The 16,159-nt window shown below is 42.4% G+C and carries 14 protein-coding genes, 3 rRNA genes and 1 riboswitch (1 of these 18 running past the window's edge); of the genes, 4 read left to right on the top strand and 13 right to left on the bottom strand.

Annotated features, from left to right (window positions below; all coding sequences use genetic code 11):
* The 4 genes from ACZ449_RS25825 to ACZ449_RS25810 all read right to left on the bottom strand — a co-directional run.
* Positions 1-146 (bottom strand): 23S ribosomal RNA (locus ACZ449_RS25825) (it extends 2,769 nt beyond the left edge of the window).
* A 348-nt stretch (positions 147-494) separates the two neighbouring features.
* A 5S ribosomal RNA gene (rrf, locus tag ACZ449_RS25820) occupies positions 495-611 on the bottom strand.
* A gap of 168 nt (positions 612-779) precedes the next feature.
* Positions 780-2,335, bottom strand: a 16S ribosomal RNA gene (locus ACZ449_RS25815).
* Together the 16S, 23S and 5S rRNA genes form the textbook arrangement of a ribosomal RNA operon.
* Before the next feature lie 542 nt (positions 2,336-2,877).
* Positions 2,878-3,126 (bottom strand): pentapeptide repeat-containing protein, encoded by a 249-nt coding sequence (locus ACZ449_RS25810; RefSeq protein ID WP_464261945.1) that lies wholly within the window; start codon positions 3,124-3,126, stop codon positions 2,878-2,880.
* Positions 3,127-3,206: 80 nt separating this feature from the next.
* On the opposite strand from ACZ449_RS25810, the gene tnpA reads away from it, so the two are divergent.
* The 3 genes from tnpA to tnpC all read left to right on the top strand — a co-directional run bounded on the left by tnpA (position 3,207) and on the right by tnpC (position 5,598).
* Complete coding sequence (tnpA, locus tag ACZ449_RS25805) at positions 3,207-3,575, top strand: IS66 family insertion sequence element accessory protein TnpA (protein ID WP_464256740.1); 369 nt, start codon at positions 3,207-3,209, stop codon at positions 3,573-3,575.
* Positions 3,569-3,925 carry an IS66 family insertion sequence element accessory protein TnpB gene (tnpB, locus tag ACZ449_RS25800; protein WP_464256741.1) on the top strand — a complete coding sequence of 119 codons (357 nt, stop codon included), beginning with the start codon at positions 3,569-3,571 and terminating at the stop codon, positions 3,923-3,925. Before tnpA ends, tnpB begins: the two co-directional genes overlap by 7 nt.
* A gap of 89 nt (positions 3,926-4,014) precedes the next feature.
* Positions 4,015-5,598 (top strand): IS66 family transposase, encoded by a 1,584-nt coding sequence (gene tnpC / locus ACZ449_RS25795; protein ID WP_464258892.1) that lies wholly within the window; start codon positions 4,015-4,017, stop codon positions 5,596-5,598.
* A 31-nt stretch (positions 5,599-5,629) separates the two neighbouring features.
* Here tnpC and ACZ449_RS25790 read toward each other — a convergent pair whose 3' ends face one another.
* The 4 genes from ACZ449_RS25790 to tsaA (ACZ449_RS25775) all read right to left on the bottom strand — a co-directional run bounded on the left by ACZ449_RS25790 (position 5,630) and on the right by tsaA (ACZ449_RS25775) (position 9,847).
* The gene (locus ACZ449_RS25790; protein WP_464258891.1) at positions 5,630-6,145 is read right to left on the bottom strand and encodes a pentapeptide repeat-containing protein; all 516 of its coding nucleotides are present in this window, start codon (positions 6,143-6,145) and stop codon (positions 5,630-5,632) included.
* 207 nt (positions 6,146-6,352) lie between these two features.
* Positions 6,353-8,068: a hydroxylamine reductase gene (gene hcp / locus ACZ449_RS25785; protein ID WP_464258890.1), complete on the bottom strand. Its 1,716-nt coding sequence runs from the start codon at positions 8,066-8,068 to the stop codon at positions 6,353-6,355.
* Positions 8,069-8,441: 373 nt separating this feature from the next.
* Positions 8,442-9,308, bottom strand: a complete 867-nt coding sequence (gene tsaA, locus ACZ449_RS25780) for a tRNA (N6-threonylcarbamoyladenosine(37)-N6)-methyltransferase TrmO (protein WP_464258889.1) — start codon at positions 9,306-9,308, stop codon at positions 8,442-8,444.
* Between the two features lie 59 nt (positions 9,309-9,367).
* On the bottom strand, positions 9,368-9,847 hold the full coding sequence (gene tsaA / locus ACZ449_RS25775; RefSeq protein WP_464258888.1) for a tRNA (N6-threonylcarbamoyladenosine(37)-N6)-methyltransferase TrmO: 480 nt from the start codon (positions 9,845-9,847) through the stop codon (positions 9,368-9,370).
* 356 nt (positions 9,848-10,203) lie between these two features.
* Positions 10,204-10,331, top strand: a riboswitch (molybdenum cofactor riboswitch).
* A 162-nt stretch (positions 10,332-10,493) separates the two neighbouring features.
* Between tsaA (ACZ449_RS25775) and ACZ449_RS25770 the strand changes: the two genes are divergently transcribed.
* Positions 10,494-10,757: a hypothetical protein gene (locus ACZ449_RS25770; RefSeq protein WP_464258887.1), complete on the top strand. Its 264-nt coding sequence runs from the start codon at positions 10,494-10,496 to the stop codon at positions 10,755-10,757.
* 99 nt (positions 10,758-10,856) lie between these two features.
* Here ACZ449_RS25770 and ACZ449_RS25765 read toward each other — a convergent pair whose 3' ends face one another.
* From ACZ449_RS25765 to ACZ449_RS25745, 5 genes are all read right to left on the bottom strand, one after another.
* A complete protein-coding gene (locus tag ACZ449_RS25765) occupies positions 10,857-11,615 on the bottom strand; it encodes an SDR family NAD(P)-dependent oxidoreductase (protein WP_464258886.1) in 759 nt (252 codons plus the stop codon).
* Between the two features lie 32 nt (positions 11,616-11,647).
* On the bottom strand, positions 11,648-12,859 hold the full coding sequence (locus ACZ449_RS25760; protein WP_464258885.1) for an acetylornithine/succinylornithine family transaminase: 1,212 nt from the start codon (positions 12,857-12,859) through the stop codon (positions 11,648-11,650).
* Between the two features lie 47 nt (positions 12,860-12,906).
* Positions 12,907-14,178 (bottom strand): arsenic resistance N-acetyltransferase ArsN2, encoded by a 1,272-nt coding sequence (gene arsN2 / locus ACZ449_RS25755; RefSeq protein ID WP_464258884.1) that lies wholly within the window; start codon positions 14,176-14,178, stop codon positions 12,907-12,909.
* Positions 14,171-14,674: a MarR family winged helix-turn-helix transcriptional regulator gene (locus ACZ449_RS25750; protein WP_464258883.1), complete on the bottom strand. Its 504-nt coding sequence runs from the start codon at positions 14,672-14,674 to the stop codon at positions 14,171-14,173. The genes arsN2 and ACZ449_RS25750 overlap by 8 nt, the downstream gene beginning before the upstream one ends.
* A 248-nt stretch (positions 14,675-14,922) precedes the next feature.
* Complete coding sequence (locus tag ACZ449_RS25745) at positions 14,923-15,651, bottom strand: MIP/aquaporin family protein (RefSeq protein WP_464258882.1); 729 nt, start codon at positions 15,649-15,651, stop codon at positions 14,923-14,925.
* Positions 15,652-16,159: the final 508 nt, after the last annotated feature.

Raw genomic sequence — 16,159 nt, 5'->3', positions numbered from 1 at the left:
GGTGCATTACCACCGCCGGGTTCCCCCATTCGGAAATCCAGGAGTCAAAGCTTGCTTGCAGCTCTTCCTGGCATATCGGAGCTTACCCCGTCCTTCGTCGGCTCTTGGCGCCTAGGCATCCGCCGTATGCCCTTTGTAACTTGACTTAGTTACGTTGTCGACTGTCTATCGCACATCATCTGCGTTGTTGCAGGCTGCGCTCCGATGCTCAACGTACTTATCAGTACGCCTCCGCTTCGGTGCTCGCCGCGCCTAGCATCTAATGCACGCTAGCCAGTCTCTCGGCTACATTTTACTGTGCCGAGGGTTTAGCTTACGCTTTACCTTCAGTATAATCCTAATTGCGCGTTCGTTAAGTTACTTCACATATTTGCATATGAGAGGTAATTTTACTTTGCTTTCTTCTGTGCAGTTTTCAAGGAACAGTGGAACATCTATATTATCAGAACCACTTGTATGTTTCAACAAGTAAGTTTTGGCAACTTTCGTTCCAAAACCAGCAACTTCCTAATCTCCCAGGCCGTTTCCAACCAAGTACCTTCGGCGTTTGTGGGCTTAATTACTGTGTTCGGTATGGGAACAGATGGAACCCCACAGCTATCGTCACTGGATATTTTGTTTTCAGGAATATCTATGTTACCATACTCACTCGTTTATTTCAACAAGTAAGTTTTGGTAACTTGCATTCCCTCAAAACTAAACAATGTAAGAGTTGTCATCTGCCAAGATGTACCGACCTAGAAGTTAGTTCAGTTGTTACACTGAACGGTTCTCCCTAGAAAGGAGGTGATCCAGCCGCACCTTCCGATACGGCTACCTTGTTACGACTTCACCCCAATCATCGGCCCCACCTTAGACGGCTAGTTCCATTGCTGGTTACCCCACCGGCTTCGGGTGTTGTCAACTTTCGTGGTGTGACGGGCGGTGTGTACAAGGCCCGGGAACGTATTCACCGCAGTATGCTGACCTGCGATTACTAGCGATTCCGACTTCACGGAGGCGAGTTGCAGCCTCCGATCCGAACTGAGAGCTTGTTTATGCGTTTTGCTTGACCTCGCGGTCTTGCTTCGCTTTGTTTAAGCCCATTGTAGTACGTGTGTAGCCCAGGACATAAGGGGCATGATGACTTGACGTCATCCCCGCCTTCCTCCGTCTTGTCGACGGCAGTCTCCCTTGAGTTCCCACCTTTACGTGCTGGCAACAAAGGATAAGGGTTGCGCTCGTTGCGGGACTTAACCCAACATCTCACGACACGAGCTGACGACAGCCATGCACCACCTGTTTTCGTGTATCCGAAGATAGGAACTAATCTCTTAGTCTTTCACTCAATGTCAAGCCCTGGTAAGGTTCTTCGCGTTGCGTCGAATTAAACCACATACTCCACCGCTTGTGCGGGCCCCCGTCAATTCCTTTGAGTTTCAACCTTGCGGCCGTACTCCCCAGGCGGGGTACTTATTGCGTTAGCTTGCGGCACAGAGGGGGTCGATACCCTCTACACCTAGTACCCATCGTTTACGGCTAGGACTACCGGGGTATCTAATCCCGTTCGCTCCCCTAGCTTTCGCGCCTCAGTGTCAGACACAGTCCAGAAAGTCGCCTTCGCCACTGGTGTTCCTCCCAATATCTACGCATTTCACCGCTACACTGGGAATTCCACTTTCCTCTCCTGCACTCAAGATTCCCAGTTTCCTGCGCCTATACGGGGTTGAGCCCCGCACTTAGACACACGACTTAAAAATCCACCTACACGCCCTTTACGCCCAATAATTCCGGACAACGCTTGCCACCTACGTATTACCGCGGCTGCTGGCACGTAGTTAGCCGTGGCTTCCTCCTTTGGTACCGTCATTAGAATGCATTATTCACACATCCCACGTTCGTCCCAAACGACAGAGCTTTACAATCCGAAGACCTTCTTCACTCACGCGGCGTTGCTCCGTCAGACTTTCGTCCATTGCGGAAGATTCCCCACTGCTGCCTCCCGTAGGAGTCTGGGCCGTGTCTCAGTCCCAGTGTGGCCGTTCATCCTCTCAGACCGGCTACTGATCGTTGCCTTGGTGAGCCATTACCTCACCAACTAGCTAATCAGACGCAGACCCATCTCTAATCGGTAGCTTATAAATAGAGGCCACCTTTCTTATCCTAGTCATGCGACTAAGATACCACATTCGGTATTAGCACCACTTTCGCGGTGTTGTCCCCAATTTAGAGGCAGGTTGTCTACGCGTTACTCACCCGTTCGCCACTAGGAGTTATTACTAACTCCCCGTTCGACTTGCATGTGTTAGGCACGCCGCCAGCGTTCGTCCTGAGCCAGGATCAAACTCTCCAATAAAGTTTTATTGAAGCCATTTTATCGGCTCGTTAAATCAAAATTTGTTTTTGGTTTGTGTCTTGCGACACGCACGCACATCTGGCATTTTTATGATGCATTACTTACATTGTTCAGTTTTCAGGGAACGTTGTGCTAGCGTCACGGACGTACCATGTACGATACTTTGACCGGAACCGCTTACGCCGTTTGTTTTGTGGCGGATACATATCATAACATTCTTTTTTCGTTATGTCAATACAATTGTTCGTATCAATTATTTCCGCCGCTCACAGCGACTTTTATAGATTATCACGTTAATCCCATTATGTCAAATATAATTTATTGTTTAATGACTGGAGGCCAAGTGTGCTGCATTGGTAGAACATTAGCCATTAAAACACCAATCCTTCCAATTTCTGAATACACCCAACAAGCTTAATAAAACGCTGTTAAAATAAGCAGATCACTCAAAATCAGAAGAGGAACAATCTTGATAAATAATTGAATACACTGTTTATAATTATACCAGACAAAAGCATGATTCCGATACAATTTTTGCCCATTTATTCGTTAACAATCAAACCAAAGAGTTTTGAAAAAACAACTGCTTGTTGTGGTGAAACGATGCACCCTTGCAAATCTTTGGTGGTAACACCAATCTGTCTAAAATTACAGCTACTGAGATCAATACCTGCCAGTTTAGTGCCTGATAATTGAATCTGGTCTAAGTTTGAATTGGAAAATTCTACATTGAGTAATGTTGATGTGTAAGCGTCAAATAAATCGTCACATGTACAACCAGGCCTCCGGATGAGACAATAGGTCTAAGAGAATCACATAGAGTTTGTTGGAGTCATTTGGATTCTTAGAAACTCGCAGGAGGTCTACTTTTATGAGCGTACAGAAAGTGACGCATGAAGTTCGATTGGAGAAATGGCGCAATATTGTTACGGCTTGCCGCAACAGTGGCAAAACCATTAAAACGTGGTGCAGCGAAAATAACATTAACGTGAAAACATACTATCATTGGCAGAAGCTTGTATGTCAGGAGACTTGCCGGGCAATTTCGGTAAGTCTCCCTGCCTCCAGCGAGGCTGTTCCCGTACAGGGTTCGGTATTTGCAGAAATGAAGATGCCTAAGCATCGTGCGGAAACATTGGCTGTTACGATTGAGCGTAACGATATGCAAATCCATGTTTATCAAGGCGCTGATATGGTAACCGTGGAGGCTACGCTTCTGGCACTGAAACATTTATGTTAGGTGATATATCTAAAATCGAACATATCTTTCTCGCCTGCGGCCACACCGATATGAGAAGATCTATTGATGGTCTGGCAGCGACCATACAGCAATGCTTTCATCTAGATCCGTTCTCCAACAGTCTGTTCCTGTTTTGCGGCCGTCGGCGTGATCGAATCAAAGCGCTCTTTTGGGATGGAGATGGCTTTGTACTTTTGTATAAACGGCTGGAGAACGGTGGCTTTCAGTGGCCCAAAGATGAAAAAGAGGTCAAACACATTACGCCACAACAGTTTCGTTGGCTAATGGAAGGGTTAAGCATTCAACAGCCGAGGGCGCATAAAAAAGTCGATAAAATACAAATCGTCTAATTTGCTAAAAGTCCTAAATATCCTGCAAAATCAATGGATTTAACGGAATTTCCATGGAAAAAAGCCATAAAATATGGTATAATTATTACATGAAAATTCTAGTGAACGGTACTAATACACAAGAAGAAATGATCTTTGTTTCTCGTACTGAATATGAGGCACTAAAAATACAAAATGAGGAACTGACTCAACAGGTCAAGTGGCTGATGGAGCAAATGCGTCTTTCCAAACAAAAACAGTTCGGCTCCTCCAGTGAAAAAAGCAAATACGATCAGTTTAATCTTTTTAACGAGGCGGAGGCAACAGCAGATGAACGGGTGCCCGAGCCTGAATTGACTGAAGTTCAGAAGCATTATCGTAAGAATGTCAAAGAAAGAAAAGAGACCATTCCTGCCGATTTACCAATAGAGGTTGTAGAACATTTTTTACCGGAACATGAGCAGGAATGCCCGGAATGTGGTTCAAAACTGCATATTATGGGTAAAAATGTCCGCCGCGAATTGAAGATCATCCCGGCCAAGGCAGTTATCGTAGAACATATTGACTATGTATATGCCTGCCGCGACTGTGAAGTCAATGCATGCAGCGTGCCTATTATCAAGGCACCAATGGACAAGCCGGTAATCAAAGGAAGCTTTGCTTCTCCAGAAGCAGTTGCTCATATTATGACACAGAAATTTGCAAATGGAATGCCACTGCATCGCCAGGAGCAAGATTTGAGCCGTATGGGCATAGCTCTTTCCAAACAAACTATGTCTAACTGGCTGATTCGGTGTTCTGAAGATTGGCTGGAGCCAATCTATGATGCCTTTAAAGAGCTACTTTCCATACAGCCAGTGCTCCATGCAGATGAAACCATTTTACAGGTACTTCACGAGCCGGGCAAATCTGCGCAAAGCAAAAGCTACATGTGGCTGTATAGAACTGGCGGGTGTGCTAGTATGCCTATTGTGCTGTGTGATTATCAGCCAGATCGGAAGGCGAAGCACCCATTAGAATTTTTGCAGGAGTTTAGCGGCTACCTTCATACGGATGGTTATGCCGGGTATCATAGCTTGCCGGAGCGAATCATCATTGTAGGTTGCTGGGCGCACGCCAGAAGAAAATTTGACGAGGCGCTAAAAGGCCTTTTGGAAAAAGACCGGGAAGGCTCTGGGGCGCAACGTAGCAAACAATATTGCGATAAGCTATTTACTATTGAGCGCCAACTAGCTGATTGTACACCGGAAGAACGCTATAAAAAGCGTCAGGAACTGGCAAAACCAGTGCTTGACGAGTTTTTGTCGTACCTTCATACAGTAAAGGCATCTACCAAGAGCGGATTTGGCAGAGCCGTGCACTATACGTTGGAGCAATGGAAATATCTCGAACGATATCTACTGGACGGAAGGCTGGAAATCAGTAACAATCGCGCCGAACGCAGCATTAAGCCGTTTGTGATTGACCGCAAAAATTTTCTCTTTGCCAACACACCGCGAGGAGCTAAAGCCAGCGCAGTTGTGTTCAGCATAATAGAAACCGCAAAGGAAAATGGGCTCAATCCATATGCCTACCTGACTTATATTTTTAAAAACGCGCCCAACTGGGATATACGAAATGATGTTGAGGCACTACAACGACTAATGCCCAGTTTTGTTCCAGATTACTGTAATACTAATGCCGTTACCAAATGACTTGTTGTCAAGGTGACGACATTTTTGACGCTTACGTTGATGTATAAAAGTCGGCATTGGCTAATGAACTGTTATGAAACTTCACCTGTTTGCAATTTGCATTACGAAATGTAGCATAGTCCCCATAGCAGTTATCAAATAGCACATTGCGCAATGTTGCTCCCGTTATATTAAGTCCCAAAATCTTACAATCTTCCATTTCGACTCGATGCATAATCGCTTCGTTAAAATCTACATTTGACAAATCACACTTTTTGAAAATAACATCCGTCAATTCTAATCCGCTGAAATCGACTTGTTGAAAGGTCACGTTTTCAAATATGATTTTATCAAAAACAATATGTTCTGCTATTTGGTCCTCAATAATACAATCACTAATGATTCCTATTTCAAAATAATCTTCATTGGAAATCTTCCTATTTGAAAATATAAGATGAGGCAATTCTTGGGGAATATCTGGTGATAAAACTTTTAATTTCGTTTGTCGTTTTTTAATCCTATTAACCTCCTTAGAACATCTAGAAATTCGTCTGCTATTGTAATTCACTCTTTCTATGTTTCTACGTATTCACGAATGATTATTTTCGACTTTTCCAGGTAGATCACCTCCTCAAAAGGAGATTTAACGAGTTAGCACCTTTATTTGTAATATGCAAAAATATTCGCCTAAACTTTATGTCTAGGCGAATACAAAACATACTTATTATAGATCTCTAAAATTCAAAAACCTGCTAAATTTAATGCTGGCAGCTACTTAAGCCATGAACATTTTGATATCATCTTCAGGATTGCTGATACCACCGATACCAAATTTCTCTATAAGCACCTTAGCTACATTCGGCGAAAGGAAGCCTGGCAGCGTCGGTCCGAGATGAATATTTTTCACGCCAAGGTATAATAGGGCTAAGAGTACTATAACTGCCTTTTGCTCATACCAGGCGATATTGTATGATATCGGCAATTTATTAACATCATCCAGACCAAATACTTCTTTAAGTTTTAGGGCGATAACAGCTAGAGAGTAAGAGTCGTTACATTGACCAGCATCAAGTACACGAGGAATGCCTCCGATATCACCCAGCGGAAGTTTATTGTAGCGGTATTTGGCGCAGCCGGCTGTCAGTATCACCGTATCTTTTGGTAATGCTTTAGCAAATTCAGCATAATAATCTCTGCTCTTCATGCGGCCATCGCAGCCAGCCATAACGAAGAAACGTTTGATGGCTCCGCTTTTCACTGCGTCCACTACCTTATCAGCCAAAGCTAATACCTGATTGTGCGCAAACCCGCCGACTATCTCCCCTTGTTCGATAGCCTTGGGCGATGGACATTTTTTAGCGTGAGCAATTAAAGGCGTAAAGTCTTTCGGCTTGCCGTTTTTCCTCTCACCGATTTCTTTTAGGCCTTCAAAACCGACTACGCCAGTCACATACACACGGTCTTTATAGCTTGCCTTCGGCGGCACCAAGCAGTTCGTAGTCATCAGGATTGGTCCATTAAAAGTTTCAAATTCTTTGTCCTGCAGCCACCAAGCATTACCGTAATTACCGGCAAAATTGGCATATTTCTTAAAGGCAGGATAGTAATGCGCCGGCAGCATCTCACCATGCGTATATACATCTACACCAGTCCCCTGAGTTTGCTCAAGCAATTCTTCCAAATCCTTTAAATCATGTCCACTAATAAGGATACCAGGGTTGCTTCTCACACCAATATTGACCTTGGTAATCTCCGGATTGCCATAGGTGCTGGTATTGGCTTCATCAAGCAAAGCCATAACATCAACACCGTATTTACCGCATTCCATCACCAAAGCGACCAATTCATCAGCACTCAGCTTATCGTTGGTAGTGGCTGCAAGCGCTTTTTGCATAAAAGCAAAAATGGCATCATTTTTGTAGCCTAATGTATAGGCGTGCTCAGCATAAGCGGCCATTCCTTTTACGCCATAGGTAAGCAACTCACGCAATGAACGAATATCTTCATTTTCAGTCGACAAAATCCCCACTGTGACAGCCTTTTCTTCAAAAGCTGCCATATTATCAGCAATCCACCGAGTGCTGTCATGAGAAGCCTCGGCCGCCCCATCTGTTGAAAACCATGCAATTATTTTTTCCCAGATAGACTTAGTACTATGATTTGCAGCTTCTATCACTACACCCGCTTTTTTCAATGCATCTTTCACGTTGTCTCTCACGATCAATGCTTGTTTAATGAGCACAATAAAGCGCCCCTTGTCAAAGTTAGCATTGGTAATGGTAGCAAATAACCCTTCCATTATGAACTTATCTGCCTCCGGCGTGGCAATGCCAGCCTGACGAGCCTCAAGCGTATACACTGAAATCCCCTTAATGGTATAAAGCAGCAAATCCTGAAGATTAGCCACATCAGCCGTTTTTCCACAAACACCGTGCATGGTGCAGCCGGTACCTTTGGCTGTTTCTTGACATTGATAACAAAACATTGACATATATTTTATCCCCCTTATGTTGTAAAGTTCTATTTAAACTTCTTGGTCTTATTCTAGCGAAAACGCTAGCCATTTACTGTGAGCAAAATCACATAGAAGAAAACAAATAATTTATTTTAAATGCGCTAACCGTGCTATTAATCACTGCAAATCTCTGCGCTACGTGTGTATCTTGTGATACATCTTTTTATAGTCTACTATCCAGCTATTTAAAAACGGTAGTGCTAATTACTTGTGAAAAGTAATCAGCACTACCGTTTTTAAAATTGGCATATTAACATTAACAATTATAATTTTAATATATAATAAATAACATAGTTTAGCAAATTACCCTCTATCTAATGCATTCCATATTTTATACCGCGCGTTTCCTTCAGGCCTCATTTAATGAAAACTCTTTCACAATAAACAACTCTTCTTCCGGCATCTGGGTTGCTGCGTTTAGATCAATGTCCGGCCGCACTGTAATCGACAGCCCCTCACCTGCTTTTATCCACTGCACCGTTGTACACTGGTCATTATTACGATAGAAAAACCGGTTAGGTTTTGTCAATCGCGCCCGGGTCACGCCTTGGAGAACATCGGCCAAACATGCGTCTCCATCCACCATCAGCTTCAGCTCCGGTGACTGAAGTTGTCCAAAATGTTTCTCAACTAATAGCGCCATTTTTACCGCCAACTCCAAACCCAGACATTGTTCACCATGATGTGCCAAGGCCCGCTTGTGCAGCAACGCCTTTCGCGTCTTGTACTTGCGTGGCGGCAAATACGGGGTTTTAGGAGAAAAAACCATATCTGCTTCAAAATATGGTTTCATATCCAACACTGGCGTACCGTCTACAGCATCAAGATCACATACATACAGCCGACCGTTCTCAACCTTTTCCAGCTTGACCAACGTTAAGGCTATGGGATTGGGGCGCGCAGCGCTCCGCAGTCCAAATACGCCGCGTTCCGCTAGATCCGGATTCAATTTCGATGGTAGCCGTAATACTGACCGATCAACCTGTCCAAACCAACTTAGAATCCACAAATGACTATGCTCACTAATGCCCTGCAAAGCAGGTTGATACTCTGGTTTAATATGGATAACTGCCGCTACACCGCCGAGTGGGACAGCTGAGGTACTTTGCCAAGGGCTTTCAACATATCCTATCGGCCGAATGGCACCGACATCGGTTATTGTTACGTCAGACACAGTTACACTCTCCCTTTCTCTCATCACAAGCAATGAACTCATTTTACAATTGCACCTCCTAGCCTCGCTTGGCTCTAGCCAGGAGGTAAATGCAACATAAACTATTTTGCAAATCTCCCGTCATCTCTCGTTGTAAAAAGTTTATGCATATTCTGTTCGAACCACCCGACTTTTATATCTTGCCGAGCATCAAATTTTGCTACATAAGGCTTTATATCCAAAAGCGGAGTTCTGTCTATAATATCTACATCCCGAATAAAGAGTTTATTTCCTTCAACCTTGATAAGACGCACTACTGAAAAGCCAATTGAGTTTGGTCTTCCCGGAGATCGTGTAGCAAATATGCCATGCAATTCATCACCCAGAAATGGCTTAACTACTAAACCAGATTCTTTTACTAAATGAAGGTGATAAAGTAAAATCAGATGCGAAAAGCCTTCGATATCTTTCAATCCCTCTCCATACTCAGGATATATTTCAATAATGCCTTCCACATCCTGCGCCGCAGTGGGTTGAACAGGCGTTCCTTTTGGCTCTTTAAACGGCGACTGAATGACACCAATCGGTTTATAACAAATCATAAACTACCTCCTCTACAGCCTCTTTCGGAAGCATCTGCCCTAGTTCATTATTACGTATCGCGTTCAAACAAAACACCTAGACGTATGTTCGCGCAATTAGCCATGATTTCCCTTTAAAACTATATTATTATACCACTAAATACAAGTCAACATAAACGATAAATTTAAATTTATTATTCTGTTTTTATTTGTTTTTGTTCTGTTTTGTTTAAAAATAAATATCGTAAAATAAGGAAATATTTATCTTCCCCATTGATTTATGCAATACCAAACATTTATACTTACTATTAACAGGATTATTTATATATGTTTATGTTAGGTTAAATTACCCAATAACCCTTTATCAAAATTCCATAATTGAACTGCTGCTCCTTAGCCGATTTACCTAACCCTTTACTGGCATGGTGTTCGGCCGATCGGTATAGCTGGAAACGGCTATGCTTCCCGCATTTTTTTTGGAAAGGAGTGCAATTTTTCGGGCGACGCAATCTTTGCGTCTATTTTGTGTTTTCCATTGCGCTCGCCTTGAATTTTATTGCCAAGCCCTTTCCGTTTTGGATAGGCTTGGCATATTTTAGTTTAAGCTTTTCTTATCGCTTCAATTAACTTTTTATGTCTAAACAAAATATACTAAGGGGGGATAATTATGTATTCACGAATCCATGCTAACAGCGATATTTTAAACAACGGGAAAATTATGCTATTGGTCGACTGCGAACCCGGTTGCTACACGCTAACCGACTTAGAGTATTCAAAATACGCACTTCAGGAACTCCTTGTGGACACCCATAAAGCCATTCAAGAAACTATATCGACTAAAGACAACTTCACTTTTGAAGCCTATGTCAATATCCTTGTATCGTTGACAAATAACCTTAAGAGTATTACGGAATCTCTGCTCGCATTATAAAAAAGACCTGCAAGATTTTTTTCGATCTTGAGGTCTTGCTAATGGGAAATACCATAGCGAGAATATGACTAAGCGGCACTTTATTAATCAATGTCAACTTTAGTCCTTTTCAATTGAGTAGCCACCATCTACCGGAATTGAAGCTCCTGTAATATACTGCGCTTGATCTGATAGCAAGAAAAGCACTGCTTGCGCTATCTCTTCTGGCATTGCAAATCTTCCAAGCGGAATTAATCTCTGTCGTAGCTCTTCACCGCTCTTATCTATTATATGCCTTTGCAACAGATCAGTCTGGGTCCTTCCTGGCTCAACTGCGTTGACGGTTATTTTATAAGGGGCCAGTTCAACTGCCATTGCTTTTGTCAGCATACGTACCCCTGCTTTTGCAGCGGCATATGCTGACATACTTTTCCCAACAAGACTTGCCCGCATACATGCAATATTTACAATACCGCCACTTACGTTATTTTCGACCATCCATTTTGCTACCGCTTGGCCCCAAAGGAATACTCCTTTTAAATTTACATCAATTGTTTTGTCCCATTGTTGTTCTGTCATTTTTAGAAAATCAGCTTTTTCTAATATACCGACATTTGAAATTAATGCATCAATATGGCCTGTTTTTTGGACGCATTGCGCCAAAGCCTTTTCCACATCTTCCTTAATAGTAACATCACCACAATAGTAATCGGCACTATCAGCAGCAAACTCCTCATTTATAGCTCGAAGCAACTGTTTCTGATCCTTATCAAATAAAAAAACATAGTATCCATTATGAGCCAATAACAAAGAAATAGCTTTACCAATTCCCGAAGCCGCTCCCGTAATAACAGCTACGCGTTTTTTCATGCTGCACATAATAAACCAGCCCCCTTAAAAAGCTGCAAATTTTATTCACTTAATACCTCTGTCAATACGTCAGAAAGTATTGCAATCATCTCATCAATTTCCGGGAAAGTAACAATTAATGGTGGCATCAACCGTATGTAAGCAGGACGTGGCGAATTCAGTAACAATCCTTTTTTTTGACATTGGCTGACCACTTCGCTGCCTTTTTCTACCGGCAAGTCAAATGCAATCAAAAGTCCCTTGCCTCGAATATTGGTTAAATTATATTTTGAGGCAATGCTAGTTAGTTGGTGCCGAATGTACTCACCTTGTTTTTCCGCATTCTTAGATAGATTTTTATCAATAATTTCATTCACAACTGCCATACCTACTGCCATCCCAAGCGGTTGACTGGAGTAAGTTCCTCCCTGGTCGCCAGCTTCAAATATATCAAACTTTTCTTTTGTCAATAAGGCAGCTAAAGGATATCCTCCCCCGATGCCTTTAGCAAGAGTCATGATATCAGGTTCAATGTCGTAATGTTCATAAGCAAAAAGCTTTCCTGTCCGTCCAATACCTGTTTGAACCTCATCAAATATCAAAAGAATGTTTTTTTCATTACATAACTCACGTAATGATCGGATATAATTTTTTTCAAGTTCAAAAACTCCGCCCTCACCTTGCACCGGCTCCAACATAATCGCACAGGTGTTGGCACTTATTGCCTTTTGTATTGCAACAAGGTCATTTTGTGGAACATGCTTGAATCCTTGAACCTTTGGCTCAAATAGGCTTTCCCATTTTTGTTTACCGGTAGCTGACATGGTTGCAAGTGTCCGTCCATGAAAGCTATCAATTGCTGTAATAATTTCATATGCTCCGTTAAGAAACTTCGTGCCATATTTCCGTGCTAATTTTATAGCGCCTTCATTAGCTTCCGCCCCAGTACTGGCAAAAAATACTTTATCAAAACAGGAATTATCAGTAAGTAGTTTGGCAAATTCAATCATTGGCACATTATAAAAGGCTGGGCTGGCATTGATTAATTTTGCACTCTGTTGTGCAAGAGGTTTAGTTATAGCTTCCGGGCAATGTCCTAAAGAAGTAACTGCCCAGCCACCGATGAAGTCCAGATATTTCTTTCCATTTGTATCCCATAAGTACATTCCCTTGCCTTTCTCCATGACAAGGTTAGGCCTATTGGCAGTAAATAAAATAGATTTATTTGCTTCCTTTAGCAGTATTTCTGTATCCAGATGGGTTTGACTGACCACAACAATTCCCCCCTCAAAATTATAAACTTACGAATAATTTATTTGGTTCACTCTAACTCTACGCTCATACATGTACTGCAAGCAGGACAAGCAGCAGTTAGCTGTGACTGTTTTAATAAATCTTCCGGTATTTCTTGTCGTTCAATGGTTTTAAAACCAAACCTCTTCATGTATTTTTCCGCCGTTTGGGTCATTAAATATAATCTTTTGACACCGTGCTTGCGCGCAACAGCAACTGCCGATCTAACAAGTTCAGCGGCAATCCCCCGCTTACAGAAGTTAGGGTCAGTAACCAGTGAACGTAGAAGTCCATTCGACCCTGCTCGTTCCATTCCAATGACTGCTAAAAGTTCATTATTCTTACTTGTCGCAAGCAGGAAATGAATTATATTATTCTCGACACCGGCAGTTGGAAGCCCTCTACTTATAAGTAATTCCTGTACTTTCGTTAGGTCGTCGGCTGTCGCCTGTCGTAGTCCATAATCAACACCCTTCACAGCAGTTGCCTTAGGCTTATGAGCTCTAATAAACGCGCTTACTACCGCTCCCTCTACTTGCGCTAACTCAGCTTTCGACAAGTGCGAAAACATTTCGACACCTACATCTGTAACGTCATAAACCCGCGTAACTTGGACTTCAATGTTTTCAAATCCAACATTCGCTAGCTTGCCCTGGTATTCAGTATCTCTAAGCGCCCCGGCTATACAACCGGCCCAAGCAATTAAATCCTGCTGCACTTTAAGCGGTAGTGCCTTTTTTAGTACAATATCTGAGACCGCAACTCGGCCACCTGGCTTCAAAACCCGGAAACATTCTTTTAGCACTTTGTCTTTATCAGCAGATAAATTAATAACACAATTCGAGATAATGACATCTACCGAGCTATCTGGCAGCGGAATATCCTCAATATGTCCCTTTAAAAACTCTACATTTGCAATTCCGGATTTTTTCTGGTTTTGTCTGGCTTCTTCCAGCATCTCGTCAGTCATATCTAAACCATATGCCTTACCATAGGGCCCAACTCTCTTAGCAGAAAGCAAAACATCCAGCCCGGCACCACTACCTAAATCTAACACTATCTCTCCAGGATAAAGTTCTGCCAGCGCGGTCGGATTACCACACCCAAAAGAAGTAGCAACCATATCTCCAGGCAATCCCTGAACCTCTGCCTCCGAGTATAAATTTCCAGTAATCTTCTGCGTCGCTTTACTTAGGCTAGTGTCGCAACAAGAACTTCCTGCCCCACCGCAACACCCTTTTCTTCCGGCAATAGCCTTGGCATACTTATTTTTTACTACCTCTCTAATTGTATCACTCACACTTACACTCTCCTTCTTCTCGTATAATCCCTGAACAGATTTGGCGTTCAACAAAACTCACTTCCGTGTCATTTACTGCAGTGAGGAGATAGGGTAAAGCTTCCATCACTAGCCCGCGCTTTGCTTCGGGAATCGAATGCAAAATTCGTTCGAAGTATTTCTCCATATTGCTATTGATTACTTCAACCATCTCAGTCCCTTGTGTGGTTAAAGTAATTTTCATGTATCGTCTATCCTCCTTATCGATTTGCCTTACCACCAATCCAGCATTTACAAGATTATCGACGGTACGGCTCATAGTACTCTTATCGAGAGTAAGAAACTCTGATAATTGATTTAGCGATAAACAAGTAGACTTGCCAATCTCCACCAAGGTATGACACTGCGCAACCGTAATCCCACAGCAGGAAGCGTCTGCCTTTTGTAACAACCCCAGCTTCCGCACACATGTCCTAACAATTTCCCGAAAAATTCCGGCGATATTCGCATCTGCCAATATAATTACCTCTCTTCACTTTTTGTCTCTTCTATCTGTCTTTAATTGAATTGTAACACGAAATAGTTTGTATTTGCAACTAATATTTTAAACGAAAAACAATATCAAAATGGAGCTACCTCTAATCAGTTCTACAACCAATTTGAGGTAGCTCCAAATGATTATTTACGATTAATTTGCCCCAAAAAGAAACTTTCCTTGCTATTAATGCGACAATACCAGAGCAATCAATACATGTCGTTATATTATCAGATTAAGCCTACTCCTTTAGCAGCTACAAATGCTATACCACCGCCAATAAGTGGTCCAACTACAGGAACCCAGGAATAAGCCCAATCGGAAGAGCCTTTGCCAGGAATCGGGCAAAGAGCATGCGCAAGTCTTGGTCCCAAATCACGGGCAGGATTCAAAGCGTATCCAGTAGTACCACCTATGCTAGCACCCATACCCCAGACTAATACTGCAACCATGAACGGTCCAAATCCGGGAGCCATACCGCCAACTGGCTTGGAGAACATCGCAAAGATTACAAAAATAAATATAGCAGTTGACAGCGTTTCGCAAAACAGATTTTGACCATAATTGCGAATGGCCGGACCTGTGCAGAAAACACCTAGTTTTATTCCCTGATCTTCAGTTGCCTCCCAGTGACCCCGGAAAAACAGATAAGTAAGGCAGCCGCCAACAAAACCACCGGCGGTTTGCGCAAGCATAATAATAATAGCTTCCGGAGTCGTATATACACCGTTAAGTAATTTAGCAAAGGTTACCGCTGGGTTAATATCACCTTGCGGTGCACCACAGGCAATGCAAACATACACGCCCATGGCAACACCCACCATCCAGCCAGTAATAATGTTAAACCACCCGGAACCTTCTGCTTTAGAAAACTTGAGTAGCGAGTTTGCAACGACACCATTACCAAAGAAAATTAGAACGGCCGTACCAAGAAATTCACCTAAATATGGAGTTGTCATTAAATAACCTCCTCTAATTTTTTTGTGAAACTGCAGTGGCTTTGAATGAATACTATCTTTTACACAACACCCCCTTAAGACAAAATATAAAAGAGAAACCCAAACACATCACCATTGTAACTTTATACATTACTACGGTCATGCGCGGACTTCTCTTCATTCTCTGTCCCGATATTTTTAAATTTCTGATAACTCTATATTCTCTTTCTATTCTTTCTATTCCTGCTTTGTATAAAAGTTATTAATTTCACTCATATGTAAATAATTGGGACGTCAGAAACGTTCATCACAAAAGCAAAGACCAGACTTAAAACAAATAATATTCCAGATGCCTTTTTCTCTCCTATATCTGTAAGTTTAAAGTCCTACAATCAGTTTAAGGGTACGGAAATAATAGCGACTTACTATCCATTGGATAGTAAGTCGCTATTATATGTGCTCCTTATTAGGCTATGGTAAGAGAAGGCAGTTATTGCACTCAATAACAACGCCTCCAAGCAATTATCAT

The organism is Desulfosporomusa polytropa, from assembly GCF_055380075.1.
This window is presented reverse-complemented; position numbering and strand designations above follow the sequence as displayed.